This window comes from Pseudomonas sp. xss_2, from assembly GCF_043104195.1.
Classification (GTDB): Bacteria; Pseudomonadota; Gammaproteobacteria; order Pseudomonadales; family Pseudomonadaceae; genus Aquipseudomonas; species Aquipseudomonas urmiensis.
Genome location: NZ_JBICKL010000045.1, coordinates 168,433 through 185,231, shown reverse-complemented (window position 1 = coordinate 185,231; position 16,799 = coordinate 168,433). Strand labels below are relative to the sequence as shown.

The 16,799-nt window shown below is 62.3% G+C and carries 14 protein-coding genes; 6 read left to right on the top strand and 8 right to left on the bottom strand.

What is annotated here, in order from left to right:
* Positions 1–12: 12 nt before the first annotated feature.
* Entirely contained in the window at positions 13–318 is a 306-nt protein-coding gene (locus tag ACF8K2_RS08710; protein WP_392464361.1) for a putative quinol monooxygenase, read from the bottom strand.
* Positions 319–414: 96 nt separating this feature from the next.
* On the opposite strand from ACF8K2_RS08710, the gene ACF8K2_RS08705 reads away from it, so the two are divergent.
* On the top strand, positions 415–1,326 hold the full coding sequence (locus ACF8K2_RS08705; RefSeq protein WP_392464360.1) for a LysR family transcriptional regulator: 912 nt from the start codon (positions 415–417) through the stop codon (positions 1,324–1,326).
* A 52-nt stretch (positions 1,327–1,378) separates the two neighbouring features.
* Here ACF8K2_RS08705 and mqo read toward each other — a convergent pair whose 3' ends face one another.
* Entirely contained in the window at positions 1,379–2,968 is a 1,590-nt protein-coding gene (gene mqo / locus ACF8K2_RS08700) for a malate dehydrogenase (quinone) (protein WP_392464358.1), read from the bottom strand.
* Positions 2,969–3,274: 306 nt separating this feature from the next.
* Between mqo and ACF8K2_RS08695 the strand changes: the two genes are divergently transcribed.
* The 3 genes from ACF8K2_RS08695 (at position 3,275) to ACF8K2_RS08685 (ending at position 7,687) form a co-directional block, all read left to right on the top strand.
* Entirely contained in the window at positions 3,275–4,495 is a 1,221-nt protein-coding gene (locus ACF8K2_RS08695) for a putative DNA modification/repair radical SAM protein (protein WP_186555132.1), read from the top strand.
* Positions 4,486–5,328 carry a TIGR03915 family putative DNA repair protein gene (locus ACF8K2_RS08690; protein ID WP_392464356.1) on the top strand — a complete coding sequence of 281 codons (843 nt, stop codon included), beginning with the start codon at positions 4,486–4,488 and terminating at the stop codon, positions 5,326–5,328. The genes ACF8K2_RS08695 and ACF8K2_RS08690 overlap by 10 nt, the downstream gene beginning before the upstream one ends.
* Positions 5,329–5,503: 175 nt before the next feature.
* Positions 5,504–7,687, top strand: a complete 2,184-nt coding sequence (locus ACF8K2_RS08685; protein WP_392464354.1) for a TonB-dependent siderophore receptor — start codon at positions 5,504–5,506, stop codon at positions 7,685–7,687.
* A gap of 141 nt (positions 7,688–7,828) precedes the next feature.
* On the opposite strand, the gene ACF8K2_RS08680 is transcribed toward ACF8K2_RS08685, so the two are convergent.
* The 4 genes from ACF8K2_RS08680 to ACF8K2_RS08665 all read right to left on the bottom strand — a co-directional run bounded on the left by ACF8K2_RS08680 (position 7,829) and on the right by ACF8K2_RS08665 (position 11,598).
* Positions 7,829–8,662, bottom strand: a complete 834-nt coding sequence (locus ACF8K2_RS08680) for an AraC family transcriptional regulator (RefSeq protein WP_186555129.1) — start codon at positions 8,660–8,662, stop codon at positions 7,829–7,831.
* A 200-nt stretch (positions 8,663–8,862) separates the two neighbouring features.
* On the bottom strand, positions 8,863–9,834 hold the full coding sequence (locus ACF8K2_RS08675) for a biotin-dependent carboxyltransferase family protein (RefSeq protein WP_392464352.1): 972 nt from the start codon (positions 9,832–9,834) through the stop codon (positions 8,863–8,865).
* Entirely contained in the window at positions 9,831–10,703 is an 873-nt protein-coding gene (locus ACF8K2_RS08670) for an allophanate hydrolase subunit 1 (RefSeq protein ID WP_264233414.1), read from the bottom strand. Before ACF8K2_RS08670 ends, ACF8K2_RS08675 begins: the two co-directional genes overlap by 4 nt.
* 136 nt (positions 10,704–10,839) lie before the next feature.
* Positions 10,840–11,598 carry a 5-oxoprolinase subunit PxpA gene (locus ACF8K2_RS08665; RefSeq protein WP_186555126.1) on the bottom strand — a complete coding sequence of 253 codons (759 nt, stop codon included), beginning with the start codon at positions 11,596–11,598 and terminating at the stop codon, positions 10,840–10,842.
* A gap of 129 nt (positions 11,599–11,727) precedes the next feature.
* Between ACF8K2_RS08665 and ACF8K2_RS08660 the strand changes: the two genes are divergently transcribed.
* Both ACF8K2_RS08660 and ACF8K2_RS08655 read left to right on the top strand, forming a co-directional pair.
* The gene (locus ACF8K2_RS08660) at positions 11,728–12,645 is read left to right on the top strand and encodes a LysR family transcriptional regulator (protein WP_186555125.1); all 918 of its coding nucleotides are present in this window, start codon (positions 11,728–11,730) and stop codon (positions 12,643–12,645) included.
* A gap of 183 nt (positions 12,646–12,828) precedes the next feature.
* Positions 12,829–12,990 carry a DUF2986 domain-containing protein gene (locus tag ACF8K2_RS08655; protein WP_186555124.1) on the top strand — a complete coding sequence of 54 codons (162 nt, stop codon included), beginning with the start codon at positions 12,829–12,831 and terminating at the stop codon, positions 12,988–12,990.
* On the opposite strand, the gene ACF8K2_RS08650 is transcribed toward ACF8K2_RS08655, so the two are convergent.
* Both ACF8K2_RS08650 and ACF8K2_RS08645 read right to left on the bottom strand, forming a co-directional pair.
* A complete protein-coding gene (locus ACF8K2_RS08650) occupies positions 12,960–14,894 on the bottom strand; it encodes an ATP-binding protein (RefSeq protein WP_392464350.1) in 1,935 nt (644 codons plus the stop codon). The two genes, ACF8K2_RS08655 and ACF8K2_RS08650, sit on opposite strands and share 31 nt — an antisense overlap.
* Before the next feature lie 120 nt (positions 14,895–15,014).
* Positions 15,015–16,745 (bottom strand): response regulator, encoded by a 1,731-nt coding sequence (locus tag ACF8K2_RS08645; RefSeq protein WP_392464349.1) that lies wholly within the window; start codon positions 16,743–16,745, stop codon positions 15,015–15,017.
* Positions 16,746–16,799 lie beyond the last annotated feature (54 nt).

The following is a 16,799-nucleotide window of genomic DNA, read 5'->3' as shown; positions in this document are numbered from 1 at the left end:
GTCTTCCCAGATTCAGGCGAAAGGAGCGGTGTCCAGTGGACGAGCCAGATGGACTTGCGGGGCGCTAACCAGCCAGTCGGCGACAGTGGCGCAATAAGCCTGATAGTGAGCGCTCTGCCGGTGCGCCTCGATGGCAGCGTGGTCGGTGTACAGCTCGAACAGCTCGAACGCCACTTCATCGCCCTCTCGAACGAACAGGTCGTAGCGCAGATTGCCGGGCTCGGCGCGCGAATCGGCAACCAATGAACGCAGGGCTTGCTCTAGCGCGTCGCGATGTTCGGGTTTGGGGCAGATGGTGGCAAAAATGCTGATAGGCATGGGGCCTCCCAGTGAGTGGTAACGATCAGTGGGCCTATGCTAACCAGCGCGCTATGATTCGATAATTCGAAAGCGCTTATGCCTGCGATCCAAAAAATGAATATCACTCACAAAGATCTCAATCTGTTGCTGGTATTCCACGTGCTCTATCAAGAGCGCAATGCCACCCTGGCCGCCGAGCGCATGGCCCTCAGCCAACCGGCGCTAAGCCATAAGCTCAACAAACTGCGGCATCAGTTCGGCGACCCCTTGTTCGTGCGCGCGCCACGCGGCCTGACGCCGACACCCCGGGCTCACGAGATGGCGCCGCAAGTGCAGCGTCTGGTTGAGGATCTACAGGGTTTCTATGAACGCTGCGACGGCCAGGACTTCCTCACCCGCCCTGCCCGCCTGCATCTGTACAGCACCGACTACATGGAGCAGACGCTACTACCTCGGTTGCTGCCGATCATCCGCAGCCAGGCGCCCAACCTGGTGTTGATCACCCACAACACGCGTGGCCAACTGCCACGCGAAGCCCTGGAAAAAGGCACCTGCGACCTGGCCATCGCCGGCTTCTACACCGATTTGCCGGACACCTTCCACCAGCAGCGCCTGCTCAGCGAAGACTTCGTGGTGCTGGCCGCACGCAGCAACCCGCGCCTTGGCGCAGGCATGAGCCTGGAGGCGTTCCTTGCTTGCGAGCATCTGCTGACCACCCTGACCGGTGATCTCGACGGTCTGGTCGACCGCGCGCTGCGCGCTGAAGGGCGCAGCCGGCGGGTGGTGGCCGGGCTGTCCAGCTTCCTGGCGCCGGCCCGCTTGATACGCGGCACCGATCTACTCCTTACCTGCCTGCGGGCAGTGGCGGTCGAAGCCGTCGAGCGTGATCCAGAGCTGTGCATTTACCCCATGCCCTTGCGGTTGCCAAAAATCGAGCTCATGCAGATCTGGCACGAACGCACCCACACCGACCCATTACGCAAATGGTTCCGCCAGCAAGTGTGGGAGGTGGCCGCTCAGGCCTGATACTCGACTGCGGGCAAAGCCGGGTGCCGACTTGCCCGCAACAAGCTAACGATCAGGGCGTGGCCACGGGCGTTGGCGCACTACTCGGCACTGCCAGTTGCAGTACCTCGTTGGTATAGGCCCACTCTTTCTCGACCATGTCTGGGTGGTCGTTCAACCGCGTGCCATAGGATGGGATGATCTCACGCAGTTTGGTCTGCCAGGCCGGCGAGGCCATTTTGTCCTTGAACACCCGCTGCATCAGATCGAGCATGATCGGCGGTGCCGTCGAGGCGCCCGGCGAGGCACCGAGCAAGCCGGCGATGCTGCCATCCTTGGCGGCGACCACTTCGGTACCCAGCTTCAGGACACCGCCCTGATCCTTGTCCTTCTTGATGATCTGCACACGCTGGCCTGCCTGCCACAGGCGCCAGTCTTCCTGCTTGGCGTTGGGAAAGTAGGTCTTGAGCGCGTCAAACCGATCAGCATCCGATTGCAGCACTTGGCCGATCAGGTATTGCACCAGATCGAACTCGCGCACCCCTACCCGTACCATCGGCCAGACGTTATGGGTAGACATGCTGGCAAACAGGTCCAGGAGCGAACCTTCCTTGAGAAACTTGGTGGAGAACGTGGCGAACGGCCCGAACAGAATCACCTGCTTGCCATCGAGCACGCGGGTGTCCAGGTGCGGCACCGACATCGGCGGCGCACCGGTCGAGGCGATACCGTAGGCCTTGGCCATGTGCCGCTTGGCGATGGCCGGGTTGTCGGTCACCAGGAACGAGCCGCCGACCGGAAAGCCTGCGTAATCCTTGGCCTCATCGATGCCGGCTTTTTGCAGCAGCGGCAGCGCCGCTCCACCTGCACCGATGAACAAGAACTTGGTATCAGTGGCCGACTTACTGCCGTCCTTGAGGTTCTTGTACTCGACGTGCCAAGAGCCATCGTCGTTACGGGTGATGTCCTCCACTTCGGTCGACAGTTTCAAGTCGAAATTCGGTCGAGTTTGTAGGTAGCCGACGTACTGGCGGGTGATCTCGCCGAAATTGACATCAGTGCCGATTGGCGTCCAGGTCACCGCCAATTTCTGATTCGGATCACGCCCTTCCATCATCAACGGCACCCACTTCTTGATCTGCTCCGGGTCCTCGGAGTACTGCATGGGGCGGAACAGCGGGCTGGCCTGCAGCGCCTCGTAACGCCGTTTCAAGAAGCGGATGTTGTCATCGCCCCAGACGAAGCTCATGTGCGGGGTGGAGTTGATGAACGAGCGCGGGTTCTTCAGCACCCCGCTCTTGACCTGCCAGGCCAGAAACTGCCGGGTGATCTGGAACGACTCATTGATCTCGATGGCCTTGGAGATGTCGATCTTGCCGTCTTTCTCCGGTGTGTAGTTGAGCTCGGCCAATGCCGAGTGACCGGTGCCGGCGTTGTTCCAGCCGTTGGAGCTTTCCTCGGCGACTTTGTCCAGGCGCTCGACCATCTGCATCGACCAACCCGGTTCCAGTTCGTTGAGCCAGATGGCCAAGGTCGAGCTCATGATGCCGCCACCCACCAGCAACACATCGACCCGCTTGGTCTCTGCCGCCTGGGCATTGAATAGGCCGCAGGCCATGACCAGGCTGGCCAACGCCAATTTCGACTTGATCGTGATGTTCATGTCCTCTCCCACGAGGCGCAGCGGGCCTCGATCTGTTCTGCGTGCTTCTCCATGCCCTGCTCCGTCACATTTAGCCTGGAATCAAGCTTAGCTGAGCAATTCACTCGGGCATCATTTGCCAGCACCCAAGAACCCGGAGCGGGCTTGCCCCACGATTGCGTACTATCAGGCAACGTCGCCGGCCCTGTAGACGCTATCGCGGAACCTGCGTCTTTCAGCGTTAAGCGAACACAGACGACAACAGGCACTTGCATCCAGCCCCTTCTGCAAATACTGTATGAATATTCAGTATTTTGAGTAGACCCCATGCAACTCATCGCCAAACTCGGCATCCTCGCCGACGCTGCCAAATACGACGCCTCGTGCGCCAGCAGCGGTGCGCCCAAGCGCAGCTCGCGTGGCCGCGAGGGGCTTGGCGCCACCGATGGCATGGGCATCTGCCACAGCTACACCCCCGATGGCCGCTGCGTCTCGTTGCTCAAGGTACTGCTGACCAATTTCTGTCTGTACGACTGCCAATACTGCGTCAACCGCCGCTCCAGCAACGTCCCGCGAGCGCGCTTCAGCCCTGAGGAGGTGGTGCGCCTTACCCTGGATTTCTACCGGCGCAACTGCATCAGCGGCCTGTTTCTCAGCTCCGGCATCATCCGCTCGGCCGACTACACCATGGAGCAACTGATCGAGGTGGCGCGCCTGCTACGTGAGGAGCACGAGTTCCGAGGCTACATCCACCTCAAGACCATTCCCGATGCCGACCCCCTACTGATCGAACAAGCCGGCCGCCTGGCCGATCGGCTCAGCGTCAATGTCGAACTGCCTACCGACGCCAGCCTCAAACGCCTGGCTCCGGAAAAGCACGCACATACCATCCGCCAGGCCATGGGCACCATCCAGCAAGGTCAGCTGGCAGTAGCTGGCGAACCTCGTGCACCGCGCTTCACTCCGGCGGGACAAAGCACCCAAGTGATCGTCGGCGCCGACGACACCGATGACCGCACCCTGCTGGGCAATGCCGAATCGCTGTACCAGGGCTATGGCCTCAAGCGCGTTTATTACTCGGCCTTCAGCCCGATACCCGACAGCCCCAACAGCGTGCCGTTGGCAGCCCCGCCGCTGCTGCGCGAGCACCGCCTGTACCAGGCCGACTTCCTGATGCGCGGCTATGGCTACAAGGCCGGCGAGCTACTGAGCCAGGCAGGCAACCTGGATCTGGACATCGACCCCAAGCTTGCCTGGGCCTTGGCCAACCGAGAGGTATTCCCGCTTGATGTGAACCGCGCCGAACCTGCGCTGTTGGCGCGCATCCCCGGCATCGGTCTGCGCAGCGTGCAGCGGCTGGTGGCGCTGCGCCGGGAACGGCGCATCCGCTATGACGACCTGATCCAGCTGCGGTGTGTGCTGGACAAGGCTCGCCCATTCATCGTCACCAGTGACTACCGCCCGGCTCAAGCCGAGCTGCGCAGCGGCCTGTTGCGCGCACGCCTGCGCGAACCGCAGGCCCCGGTGCAGATGGGGCTGTGGGGATGATCGCGCTCGATTGCGACAACCATTTTGCCCTGTGGCGCGAACAGGCGCGCACGCTGCTCAGCCACGGCATCGACCCCGCCCAGGTCAGCTGGGCACAAGGTCCGATCGACGATTTGCTCGCCGTGCCGAGGCCATTGCCAGAAGGCCGTGGGCCATTCCAAGCGAAAGTACCGGCGGCCCTGTTGAGCCAGCTGGAGCAGGCCGCCCGCTACCACGGCGAGCAGCGCTGGAACCTGCTCTATGAGGTGCTCTGGCGGGTTGCCCACGGCGACCGCACTGCCATGCTCGCAGGTGATCGCCTGGGTAGCGAACTGCACCGGCGGATCAAGCAGGTCAGCCGCGAAGCTCACCACCTGCACGCCTTCGTGCGTTTCGTACCGCTTCCAGCACTGCTCGCCGAGCAGCTGCAGCTTGACCTGGTCGCCTACCATGAACCGGCGCACGACATCCTCGAAAGTGCCAGCAGCCACTTCGCCGATCGTCTCGGCCGCCAGCGCTGGCTGATCGCAACCGATCGCGACGCTGTGCGCTTCGATGGGCAAACCCTGGATTACCGTCGTCAGTGCCCAGAGCAGTGGCGCCAATGGGCGCGGCACGCCGAAGACCCTGGCGCAGAGCTGTGGCGCACCTACTACCGACACACCTTCAACCCGGCCCGGCTCAACCCCGATGCCCTGCGCCTGCACATGCCGGGCAGGTTCTGGCGGCACTTGCCCGAGGGCATGCTGATCCCGCAACTGATGGGCCAGGCTCGCCAAGGCAAGCAGCGCGATGGCCAGGCGCTGGAAGTGGCGCAGCAAGCTGGCAAGCGGATTGCCAAGGCTCGCGATTAGGCCTGCGGCCAACCTTCTCCTGCGCTTTCCCAGCCTTCGCCTGCAAATGTGAAAATTTCCTAAAAAATTGTAGGGGACCTGTCTTCTCTACCGCGACAAATCCTGACACACTAATTGCTAATCATTCTCAGACGCAGAATTATTTGCTCTTTCAACCCGTCAGGAACCGCTGCTCATGTCGCGCCCTTCTTCGCAACGCCGCTTCAGCCCCTCACGCAATCTACTGGCCATGGCCATCTGTATGGCGACCGTCGCTCCGGCGCTGGCCGAGGAAGCCGACCAGCCTAAGGATCAGGCGCAATCCAATGGTGCGGTAATGGAGCTCGGCGCTACCGAGGTCAGCTCTACCGGTCTGGGCAGCACGACAGAAGGAACGACCTCCTACACCACCGGCGCCATGGCCACTGCAACCAAATTGCCCTTGAGCCTGCGCGAGACCCCACAAGCGGTGACCGTGATCACCCGTCAGCGCATGGACGACCAGGCCATGACCAGCATCAATGACGTGGTCAAGTACAGCCCCGGCCTGTTCCTCAGCCAATCCAGCGGCCCAGGGCGCCAGACGTATTCGGCGCGCGGCTTTGATATCGATAACCTGATGTACGACGGCATCCCCAGTAACTATCAGGGCTGGACGGTCGGCGCCCAGCCGAACCTGGCAATGTTCGACCGGGTGGAAGTAGTGCGTGGCGCAACCGGCCTGGTCACCGGCAGCGGCAACCCCTCGGCAGCGATCAACCTGGTCCGCAAGCGCCCGCTGGCCGAACAGAAAGTCACCCTGACCGGGGCTGCCGGCACTTGGGACAACTACCGCGGCGAGATCGACGCCTCCAGCCCGCTCAACGACAGCGGCACCCTGCGCGGACGAGTGGTCGCCTCCTATCGTGACGCCAACGGTTTCGTCGACAGCATGGAGGAAAGCCATGGCCTGTTCTATGCGATCACTGAAGCGGACCTGAGCGACGACACCACCCTGACGCTGGGCTTCTCCAACCAGAAAGACAAGACCAATTACTTCTGGGGCGCGTCGATGGTCGGCCTGGACGGCCACCACCTGGATTTGCCGCGCTCGTACAACCCAGGCACTGACTGGGAAAACAAAGATCAGGAAATCAACACAGTGTTCGCCGAGGTGCGCCAGCGCCTGGCCAACGACTGGAAATTGCAGGTCAATGCCACCTATAGCGAGCAGGATGCGCTGTTCTCCGGTTCCTATCAGTCGCGCTGGGCCGCCGACCGGTCGCTGCAAAGAACCGTCTACCAGTCTGGCCAGGAAGAAAACCAGGCCGGCCTGGACGCGTTCGCCAGCGGCCCATTCCAAGCCTTTGGTCGCAGCCACGAACTGGTGGTGGGTGCGAGCAAACGCATTTATGACATGACCACCAACAACTACAGCCCCTACAACATGTTCTGGCCGCTCAATGGGCCGAAGCCGAACTTCGTCCACACCGACAACACCCGTGAAGTCACCACCCAGGATGCGGTCTACATGAGTACCCGCCTGAGCCTGGCCGACCCGCTGAAACTGATCCTCGGTGGGCGCCTGGACTGGTACGACTACGACAACCGTGACGACTCCGACGCCAGCTACAAGGTGACCCGCAACGTCACCCGCTATGCCGGCCTGATCTACGATCTGGACGAGCATCACTCGGTGTATGTCAGCTACAGCGACATCTTCAACCCGCAGAGCTCCAAGGACGTCTCCGGCACGCCGGTCAAGCCGATCGTGGGCAAGAACTACGAGGTCGGCATCAAGGGTGAATACTTCGACGGCGCCCTGAACGCAAGCTTGGCGGTGTTCCGCATCGACCAGGAAAACCGAGCCGTACAAGTCGACGTACCGTGCCCACAACTGGCGTGCTACGAGGCTTCCGGTGAGGTTCGCAGCCAGGGTATCGAGTTGGAGCTGCAGGGCGCACTGACCGAGAACTGGCAGGTCGGCGCCGGTTACACCTATGCTCGCGCGCACACCACCAAGGATGAAAAAAGCCCGGAGAAGGTCAACAAGCAGCTGACCACCGACTTGCCCGAGCGCATGTTCAAGCTCTCGACTGTCTACCGCTTCCAGGGCCCGCTGGAAAAACTGCGCGTCGGCGGCAACGTCTACTGGCAGAGCCGCATGTACAACGACATCGCGCTTAGCGACGGCAGCAACTACCGCTTGATCCAGGGCGCCTATGCCGTCACTGACGTGATGGCCGGCTATCAGGTCAACCAGCACCTGGACCTGCAACTCAATGCCAACAACATCTTCGATCGCAAATACTACTCGTCGATCTCCTCTTCCTGGCAGTACGGCGGCGACACTTATGGCGCCCCACGCAACATGATGCTGACGGCCAAATACAGCTTCTAAGTCATCGCCCCTATCCATTCTGCGCAGGGACGCGCACCTCACCCTCCTCGCTTTGCTCCGCTATCGCTGACCTTTGTCAGCCCACGCGCCCATCACCCTTGATCTGCTGTTAGTACGTCTGAGCCTCGCTTGGCGCACGCCTCAACGGCGGGCTATCGGAATCCACACCTCGACGTAACCGGTCTCACGCCCCGGATCAAAGTCAGGGCTGTAGGCCTCGAACTCAGGCGCATCGGCAAAGCGGTAGTCTGACGCTGGCAGCCACTGATTGAAAATGGTGAACATCGTCTGGTGGATCATCGAAATGTGGCCTTGATGGCGAAACACCGCATAGTCCTGCGGCGCCACCTTGAATGAGCGAAATGACGCTGGCAGCCCATCGATGCGCGACACTTCGATACCGGCGATGTACTCAAAGCTGCCATCCTCCCCCGGGTTGCAGCACAGCCCATAGCACCAACGCCCTACCTGGCCGGGCACCTGGTCCATGTACGGATCGAACGCCTGCCACAGGCCGACGATGCCCTCGTTCTTGTCGAAGGTAAATCGCCCACCTACGCCTGCGATAACCCACTCGCCACGACGCTCGAAACGCGGCTCGGGCAACTCGATCAATTTCAGTTGTTTCATTCTCAGCGGCTCAACCAGGGAAAGGTCATTGTCGGGCTGCTCGCGAACCTGTTTCGGCGTGACGCCAAATTGCTCGCAGAACGCACGGGTGAAGGCTTCGTGGGAGCCATAGCCTGCCGTCAACGCCACCTGCAAGATGTCCGGCTGACCGTTGCGCAGCGCCAGGGCCGCGTCGCTAAGCCGACGGGCACGGATGTAGCGCATCACCGGCCAACCGGTGGTCAGCGAGAAATAACGCGACAGGGCGAACGGCGACAGGTCGAAGCGCTGGGCAACCCGGCCCAGGTCGAGCTCCGACTGCAACTCCGACTCGATGAACCACAGGATATTTTCGATACTGCGCATGACGATGCTCCTCCAAAGCAGCGCCGACAGTAGCAAATGTCTGGGGTGGGGATTTGATCGTTCTTGCGCGTTCAACGACCTGCCGACTTTGTACGACGCAGCACGCGACGCTCCTACACGATCGATGCGTGCTGCGCAGATCGTGTAGAAGCGGGCTTGCCCCGCGATAGCGCCACAACTGACCCAACAAGCGCTGGCTTTCAGGTAAACAGCCGCTGCACAAACGCCAGGCGCTTCTTGTATGAACGCCGCGCCTCCAACGCCTGCTCAAGCGTCACCTCAACGAACCGCGCCTGCTGGTTGGGCTGCATCTGGCCGATCAAATCCAGGTCAGCACTGATCACCGTGCCAATCATCGCGTAACCGCCACCGGATACCGCATCCCGGTGCAGGATGATCGGCTCCAAGCCTGCCGGTACCTGGATCGAACCAATCGGGTAGCAACTGTCGACGATATTAGAAGGATCGGAGCCCGCGCCAAAAGGTTGCTCGCGCGGCTGGAAACTCAACGCGCTACCGCCCTTGAAGCGATAGCCGATTCGGTCCGCCTCGGACCCCACCGTCCAGGCATCGCTGAAGAAATCGCGCGCGGCCGTCGCCGTCAAGCGGTCGTAGTACAGACCGGGCACCACCCGCAGCAGCACCTCCCCGCCCAGACTCTGCCGCAGGGCCATCGGCAGGCTGGCACCTGCGCGGTTTTTACCGCTGGCCACACCCACCGGCAACAGGTCGCCCGCCACCAGCTTGCGCCCCTGCCACCCCCCCAGCGCGCCCAACCCGTAGGTGGAGCGACTGCCCAGCACCTGCGGGACATCGATGCCACCGGCCACCGCCAGATAGGCGCGCGCGCCGGCGCGGGGGAAGTCAAAGCGCAACACCTGCCCGGCGCGGACCTTGAACGCCGTGTCCGGATACTGCTCCACCCCGTCCAGGCGCACGGGCATCTGCGCGCCGCACACCGCCACCAGGGCATCGGCCTGGAACTCCAGCTCCGGCCCTACCAGGGTGCATTCCAGCCCGGCTGCGCCGGCCGGGTTGCCGACCAGTTGGTTAGCCGCGCGCAGCGCATATTGGTCGAGCGCACCCGATGGCGGGATACCCAGGTGGTAGTAGCCTTCACGGCCCAGGTCCTGCACCGAGGTGGCCAGGCCAGGCTTGAGTACCTTGATCATGCCAATGCCTCCTGCAGCGACTGGGGATAGCCAACCGGGTCGGCTAAAAAAGCATCCAGGGAGAATTCCACCGAACGGATGCGCAGAGTGAACCGGCCGCTTTCAACCTCATCCACGGCCTGGTCATAGGCATCGCGGTCAATTGGTTTGAACTGGACGATATCGCCCGGCCGGAAGAACACCATGTGTTCCTTGAGGTAATCCAACTGCTGCTGCGGATCGTAGATCGGCGCGGGGGTTACGCCGAACATCTGATAGCCACCTGCCCCGCGCACTGAGTAGATGCAGCCAAAGCACCCGCCATGGCCCAGGGTCAGCTTCGGCGTGTCGGTCCGTGGACGCAAATACTTGGGCACTTGCAGCTGACGTTCACGCTCGACCATCTGGAACATGAACGGCAAGCCGGCAACGAAGCCGACCATCGACACGAACCACGGCGCACCGCTGTGGGCGGCAATGAACGCCTCGACATCGGCCAGGCCATTGATCCGCGCCGCGTACTCAAGGTCGGTGGCGTCTGGGTCCTGATGCCGGTCGCGAAAACGCATCAGCGTTTCATGGGTCCAGGGATCGTTGTACAGCACCGGGATCTCGATGATCCGCGTGTGCAACGAGCGCTCGGCGACGGCCTCGGCCTCCGCGCCCTGCACCGCTTCGAGCAGCGCCTGCGGGGCGATGCGATCAGGATCGAAGCGGATCTGGAACGAGGCGTTGGCCAGGCACACATCGAGCACCCCATCCAGTTGCAGGCGCTCGACCGCGCGGGTCACGGCCATGCCTTTGAAGAAGGCCTCCAGCGACATGCTGTCGCTGACCTCGGCAAACAGGTGTTCGTCGGCGCCAAAGCTGTAGCGGATCGGCGCGTTCATTTCGCGCCTCCGGGGCGAGGCAGTGGAGTGATGAAAGCATGCTCGGCCATGACTGTTCCTCTTGGAATACTTGTAGAAAGGCAGGCAAAAACAACTCTGCGGACCCTGGTCTGTATGCGCCAGGTGCCCGTTGACGTCAGCGCGGCGCGCGCACGCTGATCCCCGCAGCATCCAGGGCCTTGCGTGTGGCCTCGACCAGCTGCAGGGCGCCTGGGGTATCGCTATGCAGGCAAATGGAATCGAAGCTGATCGGCAGGTCCTGGCCTTCGACCGTACGCACTACCCCCTCTTGGCAGGCCCGCAAGACCCGCTCGGCGACATGGCTTGGCTCATAGCCGCGAACGTTCCGGGTAAACACGATCGAGCCGCTCAGGTCATATTCGCGGTCGGCATAGAACTCGCGAATCACTGGCTGGCCAAGCGTTTGGGCAATGCGGCAGATCACCGAGCCGGGCATGCAGTACAGCAGCAGTTCAGGCTCCAGCCGCTGCAGGTTTTCAACCAGCAAGCGTGCAGCCTCTTCATCGCGCGCCAAGTGCATGTACAGCGCGCCATGGGGCTTGACGTGCTGCAAGGCCACGCCTTGGGCGCGAGCGATCTCGCGCAGGGCGCCAAGCTGGTAGAGCATGTCATCGACCAGTTCCTGCGCCGGGGCATTGATGTGCCGACGGCCAAAGCCGACCAGGTCGCGAAAGCCTGGGTGAGCACCGATAGCCACGCCCAACGCCTTGGCCCGCTCCACCGTACGGCGCATGGTGCCGGGGTCGCCGGCATGAAAACCGGTGGCGATGTTGGCCGAACTGATGAAGGCCATCAGCTCATGGTCGACGCCATCGCCGATGGTCCAGGGGCCAAAGCCCTCGCCCATGTCCGAGTTGAAATCCACGACCTGCATTGTGCGCTCTCCTACGGTGCCTGCTTGTGGGTTGCTGCAGCCCACGTTAAATTCCCCAGCACCCCTTGGGAAGATCTATAAACAGATGGGCTGTCTTCTGAAAAACAGATACCCATTACCGGAGCCTGCATGTCGCTGACCTTGCGCCAGGTGCGCTATTTCGTTGCCACCGCCGAGATCGGCCAGATCTCCCAGGCGGCGCTGCACCTGAACATTTCCCAGTCGGCGGTGACCACCGCGATCAAGGAGCTTGAGGCCATGCTCGGCGCGCTGCTGTTCCAGCGCTCGGCCCAAGGCATGAGCCTGACCGACGCTGGCCGGCATTTTCTCAACCGCGCCTACGTGATCCTGCGCAGCGTCGACGATGCGCTGAACAGCCCGCTGCCGGATGTACGCGCCAGCGGTCTGCTGCGCCTGGCAGCGAGCTACACGGTCATTGGTTACTTTCTGCCGCATCACTTGCAACGCCTGGAGCACTGGCACCCCGATGTGCTGATCGAGGTTCATGAACAGGAGCGCAGCGCCATCGAGCAGGGGTTGCTCGAAGGTCGCTTCGACATGGCCGTGGTATTGACCGCCAACCTTACCCACCCGGATATCGTTTCCGAGACGCTGTTCAACTCCGAACGCCGACTGTGGCTGCCCAGCCATCACCCGCTGTGCGAACGCTCGGCGGTGAGCCTGGCCGATGTCGCCCAGCAACCCTACATCCTGCTTACGGTCGATGAAGCCGAACAAAGCGCGATGCGGTATTGGCAACAGGCTGGGCAGCAACCAGATGTGCGCGTGCGCACAAGCTCGGTCGAGGCGGTGCGCAGCATGGTTGCCAATGGCAGCGGCGTGGCGATTCTGTCGGATCTGGTGCACCGTCCGTGGTCGTTGGAAGGCAAGCGCATCGAGACCGTGACCATCAGCGATCAGGTCACGCCCATGAGCGTTGGCCTGGCCTGGCATCGCGAGCGCGAATTAAGCCCGGCGATGCAGGCGCTGCGCAGCTACTTCCATGCAGCGTTCATGGCGCCGCAGCAGCATTTGGCTCGACGCTAAGCGGGGCGAGGTGCTCGAAGGCCGCTCAGTCAGCGGCGGTGCTTGTCCGCGCCACGCAGATCGATACCGATCCCGCAGCAATGGAGTAGAATTTCGCCATCGCGGACACCGGCTAGCCAGCCGTTCGACCGAGCCCCTGGGATCGGGTTGATATCCCACGCAGTCACGAATCGAGTTGAAACCATGAATCGGCAGAAAAAAATCAAGCAGCTGTTAAAGGCTCACGCGAAAAAAGCCAGCGCCAAACTGGCTCCCAAAAACAAACCCAAATACATCTGCAAAGCAGACCGGGCGAAGTTGGCTGCCCAGGGCGATCAAGACTCAGGCGCGCTCCCAGAGAGCTGATTCGGCTGCAACGCCAGCAGCTCACGCACACGCCCGCCCAGGCTGTCGACCGCAAATGGCTTGGTCAGCACCTGCATGCCAGGTTGCAGCTGACCCTCGCCGATCACCGCGTGCTCGGCGTAACCGGTGATGAACAAGGTCTTGAGGGTTGGCCGAAGTTGCCGCCCGGCATCGGCCATTTGCCGCCCGTTCATGCCACCGGGCAGGCCGACATCGGTGATCAGCAAGTCGATGTGCACGTCCGAGCGCAACAGCTGCAGCCCGGTGGCGCTGTCGGCGGCCTCGATCACGGTATAGCCGAGCTCGCTGAGCACATCGGCCAGTAGCATACGCATGGTCGGTTCATCGTCCACCAACAGTACGGTCTCGCCAGGCTGGGCAATCGACACCGCCGCTTTGCCGGGTGCGGGCTCCTCGGGGGGGGCGTCGCCGTGGTGGCGCGGCAGGTAGATGAACACCGTGGTGCCTTCACCGACTGTGGAGCGGATGCGCACCTGGCCGCCAGACTGCTGGGCAAAGCCATAGATCATCGACAAGCCCAGGCCAGTACCCTGGCCGAGCGGCTTGGTGGTAAAGAATGGCTCGAACACGTGCGCCATCACGTCCGCAGGCATGCCACTGCCGGTGTCGGTCACGCTCAGGCACAGATAAGCACCCTCGGGAACATCGTGTGCCAGGGCAGCCACTCGGTCCAGCCATTGATTGCTGGCGTGCAAGGTAATGCGCCCCCCATCAGGCATGGCATCACGGGCGTTGATGCACAAATTGAGCAGCGCATTTTCCAGCTGACTGGCGTCGACGAACGCTGGCCACAGGTCCGCATCGCCAATGGTCTGGACTTGAATGCCAGGGCCGGCGGTGCGCTGGATCAGCTCGGTCATGCCGTACATCAAGGTATTGACGTTGAGCGGTCGCGGCTCGAGCGTCTGCCGCCGCGAGAAGGCCAGCAATCGATGGGTAAGCGCGGCCGCACGCTTGGCAGCGCCTTGCGCGGCGACCATGTATTTGTCGATATCGCCCAGGCGGCCACGGGCGATGCGCATGCTGATCAATTCAAGCGAGCCGGAGATGCCGGCAAGCAGATTATTGAAATCGTGAGCCAAGCCCCCCGTTAGCTGGCCGACCGCTTCCATCTTCTGCGACTGGCGCAGTTTTTCTTCGGCCTGCATCAGCTCTGCGGTACGCGCGACCACCCGCTGCTCAAGGGTTTCGTTCAGCTCACGCAGCTGAGCTTTGGCCTTGCGCTGCTGTTCTTCGCTTGCCCGCAATTGCGCGCAGGTACGTTCAAGCTCTTGCTCGCGGACGCGCAGGGCTTCTTCGGCCATGGTCCGCTCGAGTAGATCCGCAGCGGTGCGGGCGAGGATGTCGAGCAAGCGCAAGTCGCGCTGGGAGGGCTGATGGGGCGCACTCCAATGGGTCGAGATCATCCCCAGCAGCCTGCCATCGCGCGACAGCAGCGGCGTCGACTGGGCAGATCGGATACCGGTGCGGCGGAAGGCGTTCAGGTCTTCAGTACCGGCGATCTCAGCCCACTGTTCGAAGTCGGCGATGATCGCCCGCTTGCCGAGCTTGAGCGCTTGCGTACAGCTGCTGTGGGCCGTTGGCGGTACCCACTGCCAGAAACCGACCGCTTCGGCGGGCAGACCGCGTGAGCACAGCAGCTGCAGTTCACCGCCGTGACCAGAACTATGCGTCTGAGGGCACAGCAGCTGCATCGTGCCGAACTGCGAGCCGGTAATGAACACCGCCGCATCGACGATCTTGCCGTACAACGCTTCGAGGTCCTGCTCACCGATCAGCGCGACGCTGATGCTGTGCAATAGCTCTATGTCGCACAGAGCGTTATCCGATGCGCCGACATGGGGTGGAAAGTCCACTGGAAAGGAGGCGTTGTGGCCAGTCATAACGGCTCCTGGGGAGCAGGTGGTTAGCTGGGTGAAGCCTATCAGTAAAGGCCCCGTAGTGCGACACAGCCGGCGTTTCGACGACGTTCGAGGATTTGATGGTTTGCCCAGCGCTTGGTTTCATCGACCGCTGTCGGCGAGCACCTGTGGCAGGTCCATTTCTACTCGCAGTACCAGCGTGTCACCGTCATCAGGGGCAAGGGTTTGAGCGCGCCCCTGCAAGCGCAAAAGCAGGCGCTGGAGAGTGGCATACGCCGACACTTCGGACGGCGCTTGCTCTAGGGCCGGGTACCAGGGCGTCAGCTCCAGGCTCAGGCGCAACAAGCCTCGCGGTTGAATCCGGGTAGCCAGACGCAAGCTCAGGTGCGCCGGCAGTGGCCGCAGTTGCAGGTAGCCGCACAGGCCCTCGAGCAATTGCCGGTAGTGGCGAGCATCGATCCACGCGCTTTGCAGTGCACGCAGCCCTGGCCCCAGGTCCAGCTCACAGCCCCGCGCTTGCAGTTGCTGGCGCACCGGCGCCAGGATCGCTTCGGTCAGGTTGCCCAGGTCATGCGCTGCGCGTTGCGCCTGACCTGGGTGGTCATCCTGATCCATCAGGGCATCGACCTTGGCCAGGCACTGGTACATGGCCTGAACGTGTTCTGCCAGGCTTTGCAGAGCTGGGCGCAAGGGCTCATCGCTTGGCCCAAGCAGGCGTTGCACAGCGGTTCGAAACACGGCCAGCATTTGCCCAAGTTCCTGGCTGACAGCTGCCAGGGTCGAGCTCTTCAGATGGCTTTCATAGCGCGCCTCGGCGCCCTCGTGACGCAATGTCGAGAGCAGCCGATCGCGCTCGGTGAGGTCACGCATGCCGCCGAGCATGGCCACCAATTGACCGCTCTGGTCGCGAAACGGTGTGCACCAGATGTGCATGGCAACCACTTCACCCAGATGCTCGATTACCGCTTCGGCCAGAAACGGCTCTTGCCGCGCAACCGCCTCGGTGAAGCGCTGCCGTGAACGCTCGCGCAATGGCGCTGGCAACCACAGCGCCTGGTCGATGGTAGAGCCGTGGATCGCTTCGAAACTTTCTCCGGCGTAGGCCAGGTAGCGGCGGTTACACATCAGCAGGCGGCCTGCGAGGTCGCGCACGAACATCGGGTAGGGGGCCGCGTCGAGCAGCGCCCGTAACAAGCCGTGCTCGCGTAGCAGTTGCGGGTCGCTGGAAGGCGCCTGCGCCCTGCTCGCCTCGTCGCCGGCAACCAAGCCATGGCTGCGGGCGACTTCGAGCAACTGGAAATCGTTGCCGACCTTGAGCTTCTGATGCAGACGCGCCTTATAGGTGCTGATGGTCTTGTAACTCAGGCTGAGCTGCTCGGCGATGTCCTTGTTACTCAGCCCTTGGCTGAGCATCTGCAACACGGTGAGTTCGCGCCCGGAGAGCTGGGTCAAGTCATCTTCGCCTGCACCGTCGAGGTCCTGGCGGGCGACTTCACGGGGGAAGTAGCTGCGTCCATGGCTTAGCGCCTGCAGGGCGCTGTGCAATTGGCTAAGCGCTTCGCTCTTGCATACATAGGCATCGGCGCCGGCCTGCAAGGAACGGGCGGCATACAGGCTGGCTTCCTGCACGCTGTACACCAGCAGTTTGATGCCCTGATGACTGGCGCGCAGCCGGCGCAGCAAATCCAGCCCACCCAGCTGCGGCACCAATAATTCCAGAATGACCACCTGCGGGTGCAGCAGCCGGCACTGCTCCAGCGCATCCAGGCCGTTGTCGACTTCGCCCAGTACCTGGTGGCCGGCACGCTCAAGCACAGCCCGCAAGCCGTCACGCACGATCGGCAGGTTATCGACCAACAGCAGCGTGCTCATGGCGCCTTCCCTCTGCGGCAATGGCCGATGCCAAGCATAGACCAGGGCCGTGGA